Source organism: Pseudomonas sp. QE6 (assembly GCF_041379005.1).
Lineage (GTDB): Bacteria > Pseudomonadota > Gammaproteobacteria > Pseudomonadales > Pseudomonadaceae > Pseudomonas.
This window is the reverse complement of the sequence record NZ_CP166873.1, coordinates 908,179-926,253: the sequence shown is the minus strand read 5'-3', so window position 1 is coordinate 926,253 and position 18,075 is coordinate 908,179. Positions and strand designations below refer to the sequence as shown.

General features: G+C 66.6%; 14 protein-coding genes. 6 read left to right on the top strand and 8 right to left on the bottom strand.

Going from position 1 to position 18,075, the window contains the following annotated elements:
* Positions 1-49: 49 nt before the first annotated feature.
* Together ACAW63_RS04145 and ACAW63_RS04140 are read left to right on the top strand one after the other, a co-directional pair.
* Positions 50-1,627 (top strand): fatty acid--CoA ligase, encoded by a 1,578-nt coding sequence (locus tag ACAW63_RS04145; protein ID WP_371231865.1) that lies wholly within the window; start codon positions 50-52, stop codon positions 1,625-1,627.
* A 172-nt stretch (positions 1,628-1,799) separates the two neighbouring features.
* Positions 1,800-2,192, top strand: coding sequence for a lysozyme inhibitor LprI family protein (locus ACAW63_RS04140; RefSeq protein ID WP_371231864.1), 393 nt, complete (start codon positions 1,800-1,802; stop codon positions 2,190-2,192).
* Between the two features lie 186 nt (positions 2,193-2,378).
* Here the strand turns inward: ACAW63_RS04140 and fdhA are convergent, their stop codons facing one another.
* The 7 genes from fdhA to glyA all read right to left on the bottom strand — a co-directional run bounded on the left by fdhA (position 2,379) and on the right by glyA (position 11,745).
* Entirely contained in the window at positions 2,379-3,578 is a 1,200-nt protein-coding gene (fdhA, locus tag ACAW63_RS04135) for a formaldehyde dehydrogenase, glutathione-independent (RefSeq protein WP_207884989.1), read from the bottom strand.
* A 288-nt stretch (positions 3,579-3,866) separates the two neighbouring features.
* Positions 3,867-4,724, bottom strand: a complete 858-nt coding sequence (locus ACAW63_RS04130; RefSeq protein WP_371231862.1) for a formyltetrahydrofolate deformylase — start codon at positions 4,722-4,724, stop codon at positions 3,867-3,869.
* A 96-nt stretch (positions 4,725-4,820) separates the two neighbouring features.
* Positions 4,821-5,456 carry a sarcosine oxidase subunit gamma gene (locus tag ACAW63_RS04125; protein ID WP_371231860.1) on the bottom strand — a complete coding sequence of 212 codons (636 nt, stop codon included), beginning with the start codon at positions 5,454-5,456 and terminating at the stop codon, positions 4,821-4,823.
* Positions 5,457-5,628: 172 nt separating this feature from the next.
* Complete coding sequence (locus ACAW63_RS04120; protein WP_371231859.1) at positions 5,629-8,649, bottom strand: sarcosine oxidase subunit alpha; 3,021 nt, start codon at positions 8,647-8,649, stop codon at positions 5,629-5,631.
* Positions 8,649-8,978 (bottom strand): sarcosine oxidase subunit delta, encoded by a 330-nt coding sequence (locus tag ACAW63_RS04115; RefSeq protein ID WP_343575646.1) that lies wholly within the window; start codon positions 8,976-8,978, stop codon positions 8,649-8,651. The genes ACAW63_RS04120 and ACAW63_RS04115 overlap by 1 nt, the downstream gene beginning before the upstream one ends.
* A gap of 131 nt (positions 8,979-9,109) precedes the next feature.
* Complete coding sequence (locus ACAW63_RS04110) at positions 9,110-10,360, bottom strand: sarcosine oxidase subunit beta (RefSeq protein WP_207884994.1); 1,251 nt, start codon at positions 10,358-10,360, stop codon at positions 9,110-9,112.
* Between the two features lie 131 nt (positions 10,361-10,491).
* Positions 10,492-11,745: a serine hydroxymethyltransferase gene (gene glyA / locus ACAW63_RS04105; RefSeq protein ID WP_371231857.1), complete on the bottom strand. Its 1,254-nt coding sequence runs from the start codon at positions 11,743-11,745 to the stop codon at positions 10,492-10,494.
* 240 nt (positions 11,746-11,985) lie between these two features.
* Between glyA and ACAW63_RS04100 the strand changes: the two genes are divergently transcribed.
* From ACAW63_RS04100 to ACAW63_RS04090, 3 genes are all read left to right on the top strand, one after another.
* Positions 11,986-12,510 carry a hypothetical protein gene (locus tag ACAW63_RS04100; protein WP_371231856.1) on the top strand — a complete coding sequence of 175 codons (525 nt, stop codon included), beginning with the start codon at positions 11,986-11,988 and terminating at the stop codon, positions 12,508-12,510.
* A 65-nt stretch (positions 12,511-12,575) separates the two neighbouring features.
* The gene (locus ACAW63_RS04095; protein ID WP_371231854.1) at positions 12,576-13,253 is read left to right on the top strand and encodes a hypothetical protein; all 678 of its coding nucleotides are present in this window, start codon (positions 12,576-12,578) and stop codon (positions 13,251-13,253) included.
* A 109-nt stretch (positions 13,254-13,362) separates the two neighbouring features.
* Positions 13,363-14,409, top strand: coding sequence for a low specificity L-threonine aldolase (locus ACAW63_RS04090; protein WP_371231852.1), 1,047 nt, complete (start codon positions 13,363-13,365; stop codon positions 14,407-14,409).
* A gap of 246 nt (positions 14,410-14,655) precedes the next feature.
* On the opposite strand, the gene ACAW63_RS04085 is transcribed toward ACAW63_RS04090, so the two are convergent.
* Positions 14,656-14,973, bottom strand: coding sequence for a heavy metal-binding domain-containing protein (locus ACAW63_RS04085; RefSeq protein ID WP_275609320.1), 318 nt, complete (start codon positions 14,971-14,973; stop codon positions 14,656-14,658).
* A gap of 927 nt (positions 14,974-15,900) precedes the next feature.
* Between ACAW63_RS04085 and fusA the strand changes: the two genes are divergently transcribed.
* Positions 15,901-17,949: an elongation factor G gene (gene fusA, locus ACAW63_RS04080; RefSeq protein WP_371231850.1), complete on the top strand. Its 2,049-nt coding sequence runs from the start codon at positions 15,901-15,903 to the stop codon at positions 17,947-17,949.
* The last annotated feature ends 126 nt before the right edge of the window (positions 17,950-18,075 follow it).

Here is an 18,075-nt window from a genome sequence, read left to right as displayed (position 1 = left end):
CAACATCATTACCCATCCTCTACAAAAATCAGAACAGGAGGCTAGGTTCATGGACACGGAATACCTCGCGACACTGCCCAGCGCGATTCGCCACTTCGCCCGGGAGCGGGCCGGGGCCATTGCATATGCCTTCGAAGGCCGCGACACCACGTTTGCCGATTTCGATCGCCATACCGACCGCGTGGCCCAGGCCCTGCTGGCCGACGGTGTGAGGGCGGGCGACCGCATCGCCTATGTCGGCAAGAACAGCGACCACTACTTCGAACTGTTCTTCGGCGCGGCCAAGATGGGCGCCGTCATCACACCGGTGAGCTGGCGGCTGGCGGGACCCGAGATCCAGTACATCGTTTCGCACTGCGATGCGACGCTGGTCTTCGTCGGCGCCGAGTCATCGGCGTTGGTACGCAACCTGCTGCCCGAGTTGCCGCTGGTGCGTCGCGCGGTGGCGATGGAGGGCGGGGAGCCCGGCTGGCCGGCTTACACGCACTGGCGCGACGCCTGCCCGAGCACCCCGCCGGCGCACGAGGCGGACCCTGCCGACGTGGTGCTGCAGCTCTACACGTCGGGCACGACGGGCCGTCCCAAGGGCGTGATGCTGATGCATCGGAACCTGACCTGCGGTACCCGGATTTCGCTGAGCGAGGGCGCGGACTGGTCGCAATGGAACGACGACGACGTCTCGCTGGTGGCCATGCCGGTCGCGCATATCGGCGGTTCGGGTTGGGGCGTGCGCGGCATTCTGGTCGGCTGCAAGGGCGTCGTGGCGCGCGAGTTCGATCCGAGCAAGGTGCTCGACTACATCGAGCACGATCGGGTCAGCAAGCTGTTCATGGTGCCAGCGGCCCTGCAGATCGTGCTGCGCGATCCGCGCGTGCGCCAGGTGGACTATTCGCGTCTCAAGCACATGCTGTACGGCTCCTCGCCAATCCCCGCGGCGTTGTTGCGCGAGGGCATGGAGGTCTTCGGCTGCGGTTTCGTCCAGCAATACGGCATGACCGAGACCACGGGCACGATCGTGGCGCTGCCACCGGAGGACCACACCCCCGCCGATGTCCCGCGCATGCGCGCCGCCGGCAAGGCCATGCCCGGCTGCGAGGTGGCGGTGGTCGGTGCGGACGGCCGGAGGCTGCCGCCCGGAGAGGTCGGCGAAGTGGTGATCCGCTCACCGCAGAACATGGCGGGCTACTGGAAGCAGGAGGACGACACCGCCCGCGTCATCGATGCCGACGGCTGGCTCCGCAGCGGCGATGCCGGCTACATGGACGCGGACGGCTATCTGTACATCCACGACCGGGTCAAGGACATGATCATCAGCGGCGGGGAGAACATCTACCCGGCCGAGGTGGAGAGCGCCATCTACGGTCACCCGGCCGTGGCCGATGTGGCCGTGATCGGGGTGCCCGACGAGCGCTGGGGCGAGGCGGTCAAGGCGATGGTGGTGCTGCGCTCCGGCGCGCCAGCCGATGTCGACGGTATCCTGGCCTGGGCGCGTGAGCGAATCGCGGGCTTCAAGGTGCCCAAGAGCATCGACTTCATCGACGCCATGCCGCGCAATCCGGCCGGCAAGTTGTTGCGTCGGGCGCTGCGGGAGCCTTACTGGACGGGTCGCACCCGTCAGGTCAATTAGGGATCGAGCAGCCCCGTAGGGCGCATGACGCCTCGGGCGTTATCCGCCTTCGATGTCGTGACGGGCGCATCGGTGCAGGCGCTCATTCGCCGTTCATGGCCCGACGGTACCCCGCTGGGGAGTTCGAGCGGCTAGAGTGGGGGTTCAATCCAGTAGAACGGATCGCGTCCCCATGAAGCTCATGCTCCTGCCCCTCGGCCTGCTGGCCGCCTCCTTCGCCGCCCAGGCGGCCGACTGCGCCAATCCCATGGACCAGGCCACCTTCAATGCCTGCGCCGCCCAGGAATATTCGGCTGCCGACAAGCGCCTCAAGCAGGTCTACAACGACTATCGCCAGCGTCTGGACGCCAGGCAGAAGGACGGCCTCAAGGACGCCCAGCAGGCCTGGCTGCATTACCGCGACCTGCACTGCAAGTTTGCCGCCTCCTCGGTGGAGGGTGGTTCTGCCTACGCCATGGTGTTCGACGGCTGCCTGGCCGAAGTCACCGATGCGCGGGTGAAGGAGCTCAAGGGCCTGTCCAGTTGCGAGGAAGGCGACTTCGACTGTCCTGCGCCGAAGCCGTGATGCTGCGCCTTTCGTAGGAGCGAGCGGGGACGCCTGGTTCTTGCTTGCGCATCGTCCCGCTGCGGAACCTGTTCGCGAGCACGGCGTTGGGCTGGGTGGAATAGCAGGCAAAAAAAGAGGGAGCCTTGCGGCTCCCCTGGAGAGACGGCCGCGGTAGTGGGACCGCGGCCGGGGGTGGCTGCGCCGTCAGGCGGCGCGGAAGGTGTTGTGCGGGTCGATGACGAATTTCTTCGGCACGCCGGCATCGAACTGGCCGTAACCCTTCGGTGCGTCGTCCAGGGTGATGACTTCCACCCCGACGATGTCGGCGATCTTGATGCGATCCCACATGATGGCCTGCATCAGCTGGCGGTTGTACTTCATCACCGGGGTCTGGCCGGTGTGGAAGGTGTGCGACTTGGCCCAGCCCAGGCCGAAGCGGATGCTCAGCGCGCCGTGCTTGGCGGCATCGTCCACCGCGCCCGGGTCTTCGGTGACGTACAGGCCCGGAATGCCGATCTTGCCGGCCACGCGAACCACGCCCATCAGCGAGTTGAGCACGGTGGCCGGAGCCTCGTGCTGCGACCCGGAATGGCCATGGCCACGGGCTTCGAAGCCCACCGCGTCGATCGCGCAGTCCACTTCCGGCTCGCCCAAGAGGTCGGCGATCTGCTCGTGCAGCGGGGTGTCCTTGGACAGGTCGGCGATCTCGAAGCCCTGGGACTTGGCGTGGGCCAGGCGGGTCGGGTTGACGTCACCGACGATCACCACGGCGGCGCCCAGCAGGCGGGCCGAGGCGGCGGCGGCGAGACCCACCGGGCCTGCGCCGGCGACATAGACGGTGCTGCCCGGACCGACGCCAGCGGTGACGGCGCCGTGGTAGCCGGTGGGCAGGATGTCGGAGAGGCAGGTCAGGTCGCGGATCTTCTCCATCGCCAGCTCGCGGTTCGGCAGCTTGAGCAGGTTGAAGTCGGCGTAGGGGACCATCACGTACTCGGCCTGGCCACCGACCCAGCCGCCCATGTCGACGTAGCCATAGGCGCCGCCGGCGCGGGCCGGGTTGACGGTCAGGCAGACGCCGGTGTGCTGCTCCTTGCAGGTGCGGCAGTGGCCGCAGGCGACGTTGAACGGCACCGAGACCAGGTCGCCGATCTTCATGGTTTCCACGCCACGGCCGATTTCCACCACCTCACCGGTGATCTCGTGACCCAGCACCAGGCCGACGGGCGCGGTGGTGCGGCCGCGCACCATGTGCTGGTCGGAGCCGCAGATGTTGGTGGAGACCACGCGCAGGATCACCCCGTGGTCGATCTGCTTGCCCTGCGGGTCCTGCATCTTCGGATAGGGGATGTTCTGTACTTCGACCTTGCCCGGGCCGAGATAAACCACACCACGATTGCCAGACATACGCATTCCTCATTGTGTTTGTGGGTACAAATGCGGGCACTACGGCCACGCGGTTTTGCACTGGGATGTCGTGTGTTGCGCGACAGGGCCGGTAAGTACTGCTGGCAGCCGGCGGGTCTGTCGGTGTTGCTCGGTGCTTGGGAGCGGGGCCTTGAGAGCCCCTCTCCCCAACCCTCTCCCTGAAGGGAGAGGGGGCTTGTTCGGTGCATCGACTGGGCACCGGTTTCACCGGCGGCTCCAGACAGTCCCCTCTCCCGCCTGCGGGAGAGGGCTAGGGAGAGGGCGCTGTTACAGCACCACCGTCCGGTTGGCGTTCAGGAAGACTCGCTTCTCGATGTGGAAGCCCACGGCTTTCGCCAGGGTCAGGCACTCCACGTCACGGCCCTTGGCGATCAGGTCCTCGGGGTAGTGGGAGTGGTCCACGGGCTCGACGCCCTGGGCGATGATCGGGCCCTCGTCGAGGTCGTTGTTGATGTAGTGGGCGGTGGCGCCGACCAGCTTCACGCCCTTCTGGTAGGCCTGGTGGTAGGGCTTGGCGCCCTTGAAGCCGGGCAGCAGCGAGTGGTGGATGTTGATCGCCCAGCCGTCCAGGCGGCGGCACAGCTCGGGGGAGAGCACCTGCATGTAGCGGGCGAGGATCACCAGCTCCGCGCCGGTTTCCTCGATCACCTGCCACACCTTCGCCTCCTGCGCGCCCTTGTCGTTCGGGTCCAGCGGGAAGTGGTGGTAGGGGATGCCATGCCAGCGGGCCAGGGGTTCCAGGTCCGGGTGGTTGGAGACCACCGCCACCACGTCCATCGGCAGCTGGCCGATGCGTTGGCGGTAGAGCAGGTCGTTCAGGCAGTGGTCGGCCTTGGAGACCATGATCACCACCTTGCTGCGATAGCCCGGCGGGGTCAGTTCGACGTTCATCTGGAAGGGCGAGACGCGGTCGGTGAGGCCGGCGCGGAAGGCCGCTTCGTCGAAGCCGTCGCCGGCACGGAACTCGATGCGGATGAAGAAGCGCTGCGCCAGGCGGTCATCGAACGAATGGTGCTCGGTGACGTAGCAGCGCTGCTCGAACAGGTAGCGCGTGACCACGTCGACCGTGCCCAGCAGGCTCGGGCTGTCGGCGGTGAGGATCCAGGTATCGGGTGTGCGGCTCATGGTCTGGCTCCGAAATGTTCCTCTCGTCGGAGAGGTTGGGGTGGGCTGACCCTCACCCCGGCCCTCTCCCGGAGGAGAGGGGGGACGATGCACCGCTTACGCGGCCACCTGCAGGCCGTACTCGGCGCAGGCGTCCTGCAGCCACAGCCAGAAGTAGTCGGAGAAGCTGCGGCGAACCACCAGTTCCCAGGTGTGCTCGCCGGTATGGCGGATCACCAGCTGGGACTTGGCGAAGATGGTGCCCACCGCCTTGCCCACCGGGAAATTGCTCGGGTGCACGTCGTAGCTGGTGGACTTCATCAGCACTTCGCGGACCTTGGGGCCTTCCAGTTCCAGCAGGGTCTGGCCGCCGCTGACATTGATCACCGAGTAGTGCAGGTCTTCGCCGAGGGCCTTGCGCAGGCTCTGCTCGACGGCGAATTCCTGGCCGCCGGGGACGATCAGCAGCCACTCGTCCGGGCCGAGCCACTGCAGCGAGGTGTCGCCCTTGGCCACCAGGGTCAGGGCGACTGGCAGCTCCAGGCCCAGGGCCTTTTTCACGCCGGCGGCGAAGGCCGGGTCATGGGCGTCGCCACGCAGGGTCAGGTGGCCGAGGAATTTCTTCTCGCGCAGGGTCACGCCGGCATTGGCCACCTTGCGCGTAGCGAGCTTTTCCAGCTCGGCGTGGTGCAGGGGCGATTCGGCCTGGATGCCGGCTTCGGGACGCTGTTCGTAGAGGTTGGCTTTGCTCATGTTCTGTTCACCTTGGGGGCGCTTATCGCCTGTTTCCCCTCACCCCAGCCCTCTCCCGGAGGGAGAGGGGGCCGAGCTGAGTGTGCTGTGAGTGTCGTGCTCGCCGGCGGCTCCAATCTGTCCCCTCTCCCCCTGGGAGAGGGTTAGGGTGAGGGCAGCCGGCGGCTCCGAATCAATCCACGTTCTGCCGTTCCCCTTTCGGGTCGTAGAACACCGAGCTGCAGATTTCCGCCTCGATCACCCGGCCATCGGCCAGCGGGGCGTAGACCTTCTCGCCCATGCGCTTCAAACCACCCTTGACCACCGCCAGGGCGAAGCCGTAGCCGAGGCTGCTGCTCATGTAGCTGGAGGTGACGTGGCCGACCATGTTCATGGGGATCGACTGCTGGGTGTTGAACACCAGCTGCGCACCCTCGGGCAGGACTTCCATGGGGTTGGTAGGTTTCAGCCCGACCAGCTGCTTGCGGTCTTCGCGCTGGCAGTCGGCGCGGTTCATGCCACGCCAGCCGATCCAGGAGAACGGCTTGGTGCGACCCACCGCCCAACCCATGTTCAGGTCGTCCGGGGTGACCGAGGCGTCGGTGTCCTGGCCGACGATGATGAAGCCCTTCTCGGCGCGCAGGACGTGCATGGTCTCGGTGCCGTACGGGGTCAGGTTGTACTTGGCGCCCGCTGCGACGATCGCTTCCAGCACACCCATGGCGTAGTTGGCCTGGATGTTCACCTCGTAGGACAGCTCGCCGGTGAAGGAGATGCGGAACACCCGCGCCGGGACGCCGGCGACCTTGCCTTCCTTCCAGGTCATGAAGGGGAAGGCTTCCTTGTCCAGGTCGATGTCGGTGACCTCGGCCAGCAGCTTGCGGCTGTTGGGGCCGGACAGGGTCAGGGTGGCCCAGTGGTCGGTGACCGAGGTGAAGTACACCTTCAGCTCCGGCCATTCGGTCTGGTGGTACAGCTCCAGCCATTCCATCACGCGAGCGGCGCCGCCGGTGGTGGTGGTCATGACGAAGTGGTTGTCCGCCAGGCACGCCGTGACGCCATCGTCGAAGACCATGCCGTCTTCCTTGCACATCAGGCCGTAGCGGGCCTTGCCCACGTCCAGCTTGGTCCAGGCGTTGGTGTAGACGCGGTTGAGGAACTCGCGGGCGTCCGGACCCTGGATGTCGATCTTGCCGAGGGTGGAGGCGTCCAGCAGGCCGACGCTTTCACGCACGGCGCGGCATTCGCGGGCCACGGCGGCGTGCATGTCTTCGCCACGCTTGGGGAAGTACCAGGGGCGCTTCCACTGGCCGACGTCCTCGAACTCGGCGCCGTTCTTCACGTGCCAGGCGTGCAGGGCGGTGAAGCGTACGGGTTCGAACAGGTGGCCGCAGTGACGGCCGGCGACGGCGCCGAAGGTCACCGGGGTGTAGTTCGGGCGGAACATGGTGGTGCCGGTGTCGGCGATGCTCTTGCCCTGGGCGCGGGCCGCAATGGCCAGGCCGTTGATGTTGCCCAGCTTGCCCTGGTCGGTGCCGAAGCCCAGCGCGGTGTAGCGCTTGACGTGCTCGATGGACTCGAAGCCCTCGCGGCAGGCCAGTTCGATGGCGGCGGCGGTGACGTCGTTCTGGGTATCGACGAACTGCTTGGGCGCACGGGAGGTGGGCTTCTCGTGGGGCACCTGGAACAGCGCCAGGGTGGCTTCCTCGACACGCTCGGAAGCGGCCGGCAGGTCGCCTTCGACGGCCTTGAAGCCTGCGTCGACTGCCGCCTGGCTGCCGGCCTGGTAGCCGTCGGCCAGGGCATCGGCGAGGCGGAACACGCCGTTCACTGCACCGGCGCAGATGCGCTTCTGGAAGGCCAGGCCGGGGACGAAGGCGAGGATGTCTTCACGCCATTCCGGCTTGCCGCCCAGGTGCGAAGCCAGGTGCACCACCGGGCTGTAGCCGCCGGAGCTGGCGATCAGGTCGCAGTCCAGCCAGTCGCCCGGGGCGTTGACCTTCATGCGGAAGGTATCGATGGAGGCCACCTTGGCGCCGCTCACGCGCTTGCTGCCGCGGGCTTCGATCACCGAGCTGCCGGTGATGACGCGCATGCCGCGCTTGCGTGCTTCCTCGACCCACTGGCCCTGCGGATTGGGACGCGCATCGGCGATGGCGACCACTTCCAGGCCGGCTTCCTGCCAGTCCAGGGCGACGCGGTAGGCGTAGTCGTTGTTGGTGGACAGCACCAGCTTCTTGCCCGGCGCCACGCCATAGCGGCGCACGTAGGTGGAGACGGCGCCGGCCAGCATATTGCCCGGCACGTCGTTGTTCGCGTAGACCAGCGGACGCTCGTGGGCGCCGGCGGCCAGCACCACGCGCTTGGCGCGGACGCGGTGCACGCGCATGCGCACCTGGCCCAGCGGGGCGGTTTCGCCCAGGTGGTCGGTACGGCGCTCGTGGATGGTGAGGAAGTTGTGGTCGTGGTAGCCGTTGACGGTGGAGCGCGGCAGCAGGATCACGTCCGGGTTGCCTTCCAGCTCGGCGATGGCCTTGGCGACCCACTCCGCAGCGGGCTTGCCGTCGAGGGTTTCGCGGGTGTCGAGCAGGCTGCCGCCGAACTCTTCCTGTTCATCGGCGAGGATCACCCGCGCGCCGCTGCGCGAAGCAGCCAGGGCGGCGGCCAGGCCGGCAGGGCCGGCACCGACGATCAGCACGTCGGCGTGGTGGTTCATCCAGTCGTAGCTGTCCGGGTCCACTTCGGTGGGCGCACGGCCCAGGCCTGCGGCCTTGCGGATGTACTTCTCGTAGGTCAGCCACATGGACTGCGGGTACATGAAGGTCTTGTAGTAGAAGCCGGGCGGCATCATCTTGCCGCCGACCTTGCCGAAGATCCCCATGAGGTCGTTCTGCACGTTTGGCCAGCCGTTGGTGGCGCTGGCCACCAGGCCGTTGTACAGCGCCTGCTGGGTGGCGCGCACGTTGGGCACCTGGGTCGCTTCGCGCGAACCGATCTGCAGGATGGCGTTGGGCTCTTCGGCGCCGGCGGCGACGATGCCGCGCGGGCGGGAGTACTTGAAGCTGCGGCCGAGGATGTCGACGCCGTTGGCCAGCAGCGCGGCGGCCAGGGTGTCACCGGCGAAGCCCTGGTAGGTCTCACCGTTGAAGGTGAAGGTCAGGGGCTTGCTGCGGTCGATGCGACCGCCACGGGAAAGGCGATTGATCTGGCTCATTAGGCCTTCTCCACGGCAGGCTGGGAAGCGGCTTTCTTCTCGGAATCAGCGGCGGTCACACTGGGTTTTTCGCCGATCTTGTAGGTTTCGAGAATTTCGTAGGTCACCGTGTGGCGGGTGACGTTGAAGTACTGGCGGCAGCCGGCGGCGTGCACCCACAGTTCGTGGTGGATGCCGCGCGGGTTGTCGCGGAAGAACATGTACTCGCCCCATTCCGCGTCGGTGCAGGCAGAGGGGTCGAGCGGGCGCGGGATGTGCGCCTGGCCCTTGGCGTGGAATTCCTCTTCGGAACGCAGCTCGCCGCAGTGGGGGCAGAAGATGTGAAGCATGGTTGAAGCCTCCCGGGTTTCTTTCCGAGTGGCGTGGGGTGTTGGCACTTCGCCGAACCACCCTCACCCGCCCTTCGGGCACCCTCTCCCAAAGGGAGAGGGTCATCAGTTGTCGCCCTACGGGCGAATGTTCAATGAGCTACGGCGGCAGCGCCGTGTTCGTCGATCAGCGCGCCGGTGTGGAAGCGTTCGATGGAGAAGGGCGCGGCCAGCGGATGCGGCTCGCCCTTGGCCAGGGTCGCGGCGAAGACGTTGCCCGAGCCGGGAGTGGCCTTGAAGCCGCCGGTGCCCCAGCCGCAGTTGAAGAACAGGTTCTTCACCGGGGTCTTGCCGATGATCGGGCAGGCGTCCGGGGTGGTGTCGACGATGCCGCCCCACTGGCGGTTCATGCGTACGCGGGACAGCACCGGGAACATCTCCACGATGGCCTGCAGGGTGTGTTCGATCACCGGGTAGGAGCCGCGCTGGCCGTAGCCGTTGTAGCCGTCGATGCCGGCGCCGATGACCAGGTCGCCCTTGTCCGACTGGCTGATGTAGCCATGCACTGCGTTGGACATGATCACGCTGTCGATGATGGGTTTCAGCGGTTCGGAAACCAGGGCCTGCAGCGGGTGCGATTCGATCGGCAGGCGGAAACCGGCGAGCTTGGCCATGTGTCCGGAATTACCGGCGGTGACCACGCCGACTCGCTTGGCGCCGATGAAACCGCGGTTGGTCTCGACGCCGATGACCGCGCCATCCTGCTTGCGGAAGCCGATCACTTCGGTCTGCTGGATCAGGTCCACGCCCAGGGCGTCGGCGGCACGGGCGAAGCCCCAGGCCACGGCATCGTGGCGGGCCACGCCGCCACGGCGCTGCACGGTGGAACCCATGATCGGGTAGCGGGCGCTCTTGGTGCAGTTCAGGTACGGAATCTCTTCGGCCACCTGTTGCGCATTGAGCAGCTCGCCGTCCACGCCGTTCAGGCGGTTGGCGCTCACGCGGCGTTCGCCGTCGCGCATGTCCTGCAGGGTGTGGCAGAGGTTGTAGACGCCGCGCTGGGAGAACATGACGTTGTAGTTCAGGTCCTGGGACAGGCCTTCCCACAGCTTCATGGCGTGTTCGTAGAGCAGCGCGGATTCGTCCCACAGGTAGTTGGAGCGCACGATGGTGGTGTTGCGCGCGGTGTTGCCGCCGCCCAGCCAACCCTTCTCGATCACCGCGACGTTGGTGATGCCGTGTTCCTTGGCCAGGTAGTAGGCCGTGGCCAGGCCGTGGCCGCCACCGCCGACGATGACCACGTCGTAGACCGGCTTGGGCGTGGGCGTGCGCCACATGCGTTGCCAGTTCTCGTGGTGGCTCAGGGAATGCTTGAACAGGCCGAAGCCGGAATAGCGTTGCATGTCGATGCTCCTGATCTTTTGCTCCCCTTCCCGTGGGAAGGGGGTGGGGTGAGGGTTGCGGCGCTGGGGTCGGGACCGATGTTTCCCTCACCTGCCCTTGGGGCGCCGTCTCCGCGAGGAGACGGGAAAACTCAACTGTAGACCGGGTAGTCCGCGCAGAGGCCGGCGACCTGGGTGGCCACCTTGGCCTCGACGTCGGCGTCGCCCAGATGGTCCAGCACGTCGCAGATCCAGCCGGCCAGTTCGCGGCACTGCTGCTCCTTCAGGCCACGGGTGGTGACCGCCGGGGTGCCGATGCGGATGCCGGAGGTGACGAACGGGCTCTGCGGGTCGTTCGGCACGGCGTTCTTGTTCACCGTGATGCCGACGCGGCCGAGGGCGGCGTCCGCTTCCTTGCCGGTCAGGCCCTGCTTCACCAGGCTGATCAGCATCAGGTGGTTGTCGGTTCCGCCGGAGACCACGTCGTAGCCACGGTCGATGAACACCGAGGCCATGGCCTGGGCGTTCTTGATCACCTGGGCCTGGTAGTCCTTGAAGCCGGGCTCCAGCGCTTCCTTGAAGCACACCGCCTTGGCGGCGATCACGTGCATCAGCGGACCGCCCTGGGCGCCGGGGAAGACAGCGGAGTTGAGCTTCTTCTCGATCTCTTCGTTGCTGCGCGCCAGGATCAGGCCGCCGCGCGGACCGCGCAGGGTCTTGTGGGTGGTGGTGGTGACCACGTCGGCGTAGGGCAGCGGGTTCGGGTACAGCCCAGCGGCGACCAGGCCGGCGACGTGGGCCATGTCGACGAACAGCAGCGCCCCGACCTTGTCGGCGATGGCGCGGAAGCGCGGGAAGTCGAGGGTCTTGGAGTAGGCGGAGAAGCCGGCGACGATCATCTTCGGCTTGTGCTCCACGGCCAGGCGCTCGACTTCGTCGTAGTCGATCAGGCCGGTGGCGGTGTCCAGGCCGTACTGCACGGCGTTGTACAGCTTGCCGGAGGAGGAGACCTTGGCGCCGTGGGTCAGGTGGCCGCCGTGGGCCAGGCTCATGCCCAGGATGGTGTCGCCGGCGTTGAGCAGGGCGAGATAAACAGCGGCGTTGGCCGAGGAGCCGGAGTGCGGCTGGACGTTGGCGTAGTCGGCGCCGAACAGCTGCTTGGCGCGGTCGATGGCCAGCTGCTCGACCTTGTCGACGTGCTCGCAGCCACCGTAGTAGCGCTTGCCCGGGTAGCCTTCGGCGTACTTGTTGGTCAGCCCGCTGCCCTGGGCCTGCATGACGCGCTTGCTGGTGTAGTTCTCCGAGGCGATCAGCTCGAGGTGGTCCTCCTGGCGAGCCTCCTCGGCGTCCATCGCCGCGAGCAGTTCGTCGTCATAGCCCTGGATCTGGTCGTGCTTGCTGAACATCGCTGGTCTCCCTGCGGCGCGGGACGCGCGCCAATGGCTGGTGCGGGACCGAGTGGCCCCCTTGTCTGCGATGGTATGACTGGCCCTGCTGACCCAGATGCCTATGTACGCCACGGGTAAGTGCGTTTGCGACATGGCGCGAATGGCGCAAAAGCGACCCGGCGCGTGGAATTGCCCGCTGCGGGTGGTCAGAATGCGACATGCCCGCGCCAGGACGGCGCGACCTGCGGAGCTTTGCAGATGAAGCGCTTCTTTCTATCCGTGTCGCTGTGCCTTGCCCTGCTGCCCCAGGTGTCGGCCTGGGGCATGTCCCGCCTGTTCGACGGCGACGCGACGGTCTGGATGCGTGGCGAGACGCTGTGCTTTGGCGGTGTGGCCTTCAAGTCGCCCGGCCTGTTCTTCAACCGCCTGCTGAAGGTCGATGACCGGCAGGTGTCGGTGCACTTCATCGAGCTGTCCCGCGAGCCCTACGAAACCTTCTGGTCGACGGGCGGTGAAGATCCGTCCCGCGGCGTGCCGCTGCGCGGTGACACCTGCTTCGCCTATGGCCAGGCGATTCCCGGCTTCAAGGAGAGGACCCCGGCGCGGCCGCTGGCGCCCGGCATGTACCGCGTCACCGTCGGTGGGCACGACAGTGCGGGTGACGGCGCGCGAGCGACTTTCATCAAGACCTTCTGCCTGGCGTCGCGCGGCAAAGGGCTGGCAGTCGTGGATGCCGGCTACGACGAGAAGGCCGGCCGCTGGCTCTGCAAACCGGTGCAATGAAGCTGCCGATAGGAAGCATTCGGCCAAGGGACTAAACTGCGGCCCTCACGAAATGCGAGGATGCCATGAACCGCTCCCTGACTCTGCTTTCCGCCCTGCTGCTCACCGCGACGCTGCAGGGCTGTGGTGACGACAGCAAACCCGCCAAGGCCGAGGCTCCCGAAGCCGCCAGCGCCGCCCCAGCCACCCCGGCCGGCGACAGCTGCACCGGCCACGTGCTGGAAAAGGCGCTGCCGCCGACCAAGGCCGTCTACGGCTATCCCTACCTGTCCCGCGAGTGCGGCTACGACGACGCCACCATCGTCTATGGCAAGGCCGATGGCAGCCAGCACCTGGTCGTGACCCTCACCGACACCGGCCTGCCGGCGCCGGGCGCCGACCAGCAGGGCGAGGCCGCCAAGCAGTACCTGGCCGCCCAGGCCAAGCTGCGCGACACCACCAGCAAGAACGTTTCGCTGCTCAACCAGGCGCGCCAGGCTGCGCTGCAGAACGGTACCGCCGCGCAGTTCGGCGGCGAGCAGTACCTGCCGGTGATCGACAGCACCCGCATGGGCGACCCGCTGGCGATCAGTGTGCCGGCGCCGGACGACAAGACCGGCGAGGCGACCCTCACCGGCCTGATCAAGGGCCGCTACGTGCTCAACATGAGCTCGCCGGACAAGCCCAACGGTGGCACCACCCAAGCCCTGCGCGAGCTGTTCGTGCCCATCTCCGAACAGATGGCGCTGACCAAGCTGCCCTGATTGACCGCACGGCCTTCCTTATTAGGGAGGCCACGCGCCCCCTCCGGTGGCGAGCGACTATCCGTTGCTACGCTGCTGTCAGACGTACAACGTTTTTCGAGGCCGCCCCATGACCGACAACTCCCAACAGTTCGCCAGCGACAACTATTCCGGCATCTGCCCCGAAGCCTGGGCCGCCATGGCCGAGGCCAATCGCGGCCACGAGCGCGCCTACGGCGACGACCAGTGGACCGCCCGCGCTTCCGACTACTTCCGCGAGCTGTTCGAGACCGACTGCGAGGTGTTCTTCGCCTTCAACGGCACCGCAGCCAACTCCCTGGCCCTGGCGTCCCTGTGCCAGAGCTACCACAGCGTGATCTGTGCCGAGACCGCCCACGTCGAGACCGACGAGTGCGGCGCGCCGGAGTTCTTCTCCAACGGCTCCAAGCTGCTGCTGGCGCGCACCGATGCCGAAGGCAAGCTGACCTCCGAGGCGATCCGCGAGATCGCCCTGAAACGTCAGGACATCCACTATCCCAAGGCGCGCGTGGTCACCATCACCCAGGCCACCGAGGTCGGCACCGTCTACCGCCCGGACGAGCTGCAGGCGCTCAGCGCCACCTGCCGCGAGCTGGGGCTGCACCTGCACATGGACGGCGCGCGCTTCTCCAATGCCTGCGCGTCGCTGGGGGCCACGCCCGCGGAGCTGACCTGGAAGTCCGGCGTCGAGGTGCTGTGCTTCGGCGGCACCAAGAACGGCATGGCGGTGGGCGAGGCCATCCTGTTCTTCAACCGCGAACTGGCCGAAGGCTTCGACTACCGCTGCAAGCAGGCCGGCCAGCTGGCCTCGAAGATGCGCTTCCTCGCCGCGCCCTGGGTGGGCGTGCTGCAGGACGGCGCCTGGCTGCATTACGCCAATCACGCCAACCAGTGCGCGCGCTTGCTCGCCGAACGCGTGGCGGACGTGCCGGGCGTCAGCCTGATGTTCCCGGTGGAGGCCAACGGGGTCTTCCTGCAGATGTCCGAGCCGGCGCTGGAAGCCCTGCGCCAGTTGGGCTGGCGCTTCTACACCTTCATCGGCGCCGGTGGCGCGCGCTTCATGTGTTCCTGGGACACCGACATCGCCCGCGTCGAGGCGCTGGCTGCCGACATCCGTCGGGTAATGGGCGCCGCCTGAGTTGTCCCCAGGCGCTGGGGACGGTTGCTCGCGCAACCTGTCCCCTTCCTGTGGATGAATGGCTGTAGGTCGCGGACGGCGTGGCGTGCAGGTTGTTGATCGAAATTTGAACGGTGTGGCTTTTCTTTAGAGATTGCTCGCGAACCGAATTCCGCCTGATCCTACGGTGTGAAGTGAAGCTACGGATGTTCGCGAGCAAGCTCGCTCCTACACGCCATCCTGCGGGCCTGCCAAAGACCGTTGTTGCTACACCCGCACCGCTGTCCCACTCACGCTGACCATCAGCATGCTGCCGTTCTGCCCCACCACTTCGTAATCCAGATCGATGCCCACCACCGCATTGGCGCCCAGCTCCTGTGCGCGCTCCCGCAACTCCTCGAAAGCGATCTCCCGCGCCCGGCCCAGCTCCTTCTCGTAGGCGCCGGAGCGGCCGCCGATGATGTCGCGCAGGCCGGCGAACAGGTCTCGGAACACGTTGGCGCCGAGGATCGCCTCGCCGACCACGATGCCGTGGTATTCCTGGATGGTCTTGCCCTCGATGCCGGGCGTGGTGGTCAGGATCATGGGGATGACTCCTCTGCTGGGGGAAACCCAGCATAGTCCTGCACTCCCACGAAGGCCCCTGGCGCATTGTTTCGGCATTTCACCGAAAAACTGGGGGCAGCCTTGTGATAAAGCTGTGGAAAACTTCGTGGAAGGTTACCGGTGCGCTTTGCCTTCAGGAACGCGGCAGGGGCATTGATGATTTGGCTGAAAGGCTCATGCTTCGTGGCTTTCAGAGGGGAGCCAATGGGCTGTGAAAATCTCCACAGGCGCTGTGGAGGCACGCTTGGCCAACCTGTGGAAAATCTGTTGGCGGGCGTCTGCAGGGCCGATGCACCGGGGCTTCGCTGGATCAGGTTGTTTTTTGATCAGTCACGCCTTTTCAGTCACTTGCGGGCCTGTGTATCGATTTATTCGGAAATTCTGTGCACGAAGTTTCCACCGCTATCCCCGGTTTGTGTTGAGCCTCCTGTGAGCCGCCTGTGGAAAACATCCTCGGCACCACGTCCGGCGAGGCTTGCACAGCCTTGCTCGAATAATGATCAGCGATGGATGCAAGTGACTGATCCACAGGTGCTTTTCCCCAACGGCGGGCTCTCCGCGAAACTTTCCACAATGCCTGTGGGGCGAATCTCGCAGAAGGTGTGGACAACCTGTACCCAGATCGCTGAAGCCCTCGCCGGGCGCGGCTCCGTTGTGTCAGGTCGTTTTTTGATCAATTGCCGGAGGTCCGATGGATTCCGGCTTTCGGCGATTTTTGCGGGATGTTTTCCACATTGGCTGTGCAGCGTTCTGCCGGGAAGGTGTGGGCGGGTTGTGGATGGATCGCTGTAGCGTCGATGGCTGCTGGGCTACGCCGGATTGATCAATTTTCGTCCATGGGCGCCGGAGGTGACTGCCTATAATCCATGAACTGCGAAGCAGGAACCCTGGGGGCGGGAGATCAGCATGTCCAGTTACTCGGTGGAACAGATCCGCACGGTCGCCCTGGTCGGCCACGGCGACAGCGGCAAGACGCTGCTCGCGGAAGCGCTGCTGCAGGGTAGTGGCGCGATCGCCAGCATGGGCTCGCTCGAGCGCGGCGACACCGCCTGCGACTCCGACCCCATGGAGCGCGATTACCATCATTCGCTGGCCGCTGCCCTGGTGCATTTCGAGCACGAAGGCGCGCACGTCCGCCTGATCGATACACCCGGCTATCCCGATTTCATCGGCCATGCGCTGCCCGCGCTGGCGGCGGTGGAGACCGCCCTGGTGGTGGTGAACGCACAGAACGGCGTCGAGCTGACCACCCGGCGGATGATGGACTGGGCCGGCGAGCGGGGCCTGTGCCGGATGCTGGTGGTGAACAAGATCGATGCCGAGCGCGTCGACCTGCCGGGCTTGCTGGCGGACCTGCGCGAAGCCTTCGGCAAGGAAGTCCTGCCGCTGAACCTGCCCGCCGACGGCGGCACGCGGGTGGTGGACTGCTTCTTCGCGCCCGACGGCGAGGCGGACTTCTCCTCCGTGGCCGAGGCGCACCAGGCGCTGGTGGACCAGGTGGTGGAGGTCGATGAAGCGCTGATGGCGCATTACCTGGAGGAGGGCGAGGTGGCGCCCGAGGCGCTGCATGAGCCCTTCGAGCGGGCGCTGCGCGAGGGCCATCTGATCCCCCTGTGCTTCGTCTCGGCGCGCACCGGCGCGGGAATCGCGGAGCTGCTGAATGTGCTGGCGCGGCTGGCGCCCAACCCCGCCGAGGGCAACCCGCCGCTGTTCGTACGTACCGACGACAGCGGCGCGGTGGAGGATTTCCATTCCGCGCCGGACCCCAAGGGCCATGTGCTGGCCCATGTGTTCAAGGTGGTGATCGACCCCTTCGTTGGCCGCCTGGCGGTATTCCGCGTGCACCAGGGCACGGTGCAGCGGGACATGCAGTTGTTCGCCGGCGATGGCCGCAAGTCGTTCAAGGTCGGCCACCTGCTGCGCCTGCAAGGCAAGAAGCATGAGGAGGTGCCGCACCTGATTCCCGGCGACTTCGGCGCGTTGACCAAGGTCGACGAGCTGGAGTACGGCGTGGTGCTGCACGACTCCCACGACGAAGACCATATCCGTCTCAAGCCGCTGAATTTCCCCACGCCCATGCAGGGCCTGGCGATCGAGGCCAGCCGCCGGGGCGACGAACAGCGCCTGGCGGAGATTCTCCAGCGCCTGCAGGCCGAGGACCCCTGCGTGCGCCTGGACTACAACGCGTCCACCCAGGAAACCGTGCTGCGCGGCATGGGCGAGCTGCACCTGCGCTACCTGCTCGAACGCATGTCCGGCCAGTACAAGCTGGAGGTGCAGACCCGCGCGCCCAGCGTGCCCTACCGGGAAACCGCCACGCGCATGGCCGAGGGGCACAGCCGGCACAAGAAGCAGACCGGCGGCGCCGGGCAGTTCGGCGAGGTGTTCCTGCGGGTGGAGCCGCTGCCGCGCGGCGGCGGCTTCGAGTTCATCGATGCGGTCAAGGGCGGGGTGATTCCCGGCCAGTTCATTCCCTCGGTAGAGAAGGGCGTGCGTTCTGCGCTGGCGGCGGGGCCGCTGGCGGGCTTCCCGGTGGCCGACGTCCGGGTCACCGTCTACGACGGCAAGAGCCACTCGGTGGACTCCAAGGACATCGCCTTCCAGGCCGCCGGGCGCAAGGCGATGCTCGATGCGCTGCGCAACGCCGGCGGAATCGTCCTGGAGCCGGTGGTGAGCATCGAGGTGACCGCGCCCGATGCGCGCCTGGGCGACATCACCGCTGACCTGACGGGGCGGCGCGGCCAGGTGATGGGTACCGAGTCGCTATCGCCCCATGTCGCGCTGATCCGTGGCCAGGTGCCGCTGGCTGAGCTGGAGGGCTACGCCAACCGGCTCAAGTCGATCACCGCCGGACAGGGGCTCTATGACCTTTCTCCCAGCCACTACAGCGCTGTGCCGCAGGACGTGCAGCAGCGCCTGTCCAGCAGCTACAAGGCAGCGCCGGAAGAAGACTGAACGAATGTGGATAGTCGTCGCGGCCGGAGCACGAAGCGCGCTCCGGTGCGTGCTTGCGCGCGTGTGGCGGGCGAACCCTCAGGGTTTGCCAAAGCCAAGTGGCATGCGGGTTGCAGACGGGATCGG

Coding starts and splice junctions, on each gene's coding strand:
- ACAW63_RS04085 (WP_275609320.1), bottom strand. CDS start 14,973: ATGATCCTGACCACCACGCCCGGCATCGAGGGCAAGACCATCCAGGAA.
- ACAW63_RS04100 (WP_371231856.1), top strand. CDS start 11,986: ATGAAGCGCTTCTTTCTATCCGTGTCGCTGTGCCTTGCCCTGCTGCCC.
- ACAW63_RS04110 (WP_207884994.1), bottom strand. CDS start 10,360: ATGCAACGCTATTCCGGCTTCGGCCTGTTCAAGCATTCCCTGAGCCAC.
- ACAW63_RS04095 (WP_371231854.1), top strand. CDS start 12,576: ATGAACCGCTCCCTGACTCTGCTTTCCGCCCTGCTGCTCACCGCGACG.
- ACAW63_RS04130 (WP_371231862.1), bottom strand. CDS start 4,724: ATGAGCCGCACACCCGATACCTGGATCCTCACCGCCGACAGCCCGAGC.
- ACAW63_RS04090 (WP_371231852.1), top strand. CDS start 13,363: ATGACCGACAACTCCCAACAGTTCGCCAGCGACAACTATTCCGGCATC.
- ACAW63_RS04115 (WP_343575646.1), bottom strand. CDS start 8,978: ATGCTTCACATCTTCTGCCCCCACTGCGGCGAGCTGCGTTCCGAAGAG.
- ACAW63_RS04120 (WP_371231859.1), bottom strand. CDS start 8,649: ATGAGCCAGATCAATCGCCTTTCCCGTGGCGGTCGCATCGACCGCAGC.
- ACAW63_RS04145 (WP_371231865.1), top strand. CDS start 50: ATGGACACGGAATACCTCGCGACACTGCCCAGCGCGATTCGCCACTTC.
- fusA (WP_371231850.1), top strand. CDS start 15,901: ATGTCCAGTTACTCGGTGGAACAGATCCGCACGGTCGCCCTGGTCGGC.
- ACAW63_RS04140 (WP_371231864.1), top strand. CDS start 1,800: ATGAAGCTCATGCTCCTGCCCCTCGGCCTGCTGGCCGCCTCCTTCGCC.
- ACAW63_RS04125 (WP_371231860.1), bottom strand. CDS start 5,456: ATGAGCAAAGCCAACCTCTACGAACAGCGTCCCGAAGCCGGCATCCAG.
- fdhA (WP_207884989.1), bottom strand. CDS start 3,578: ATGTCTGGCAATCGTGGTGTGGTTTATCTCGGCCCGGGCAAGGTCGAA.
- glyA (WP_371231857.1), bottom strand. CDS start 11,745: ATGTTCAGCAAGCACGACCAGATCCAGGGCTATGACGACGAACTGCTC.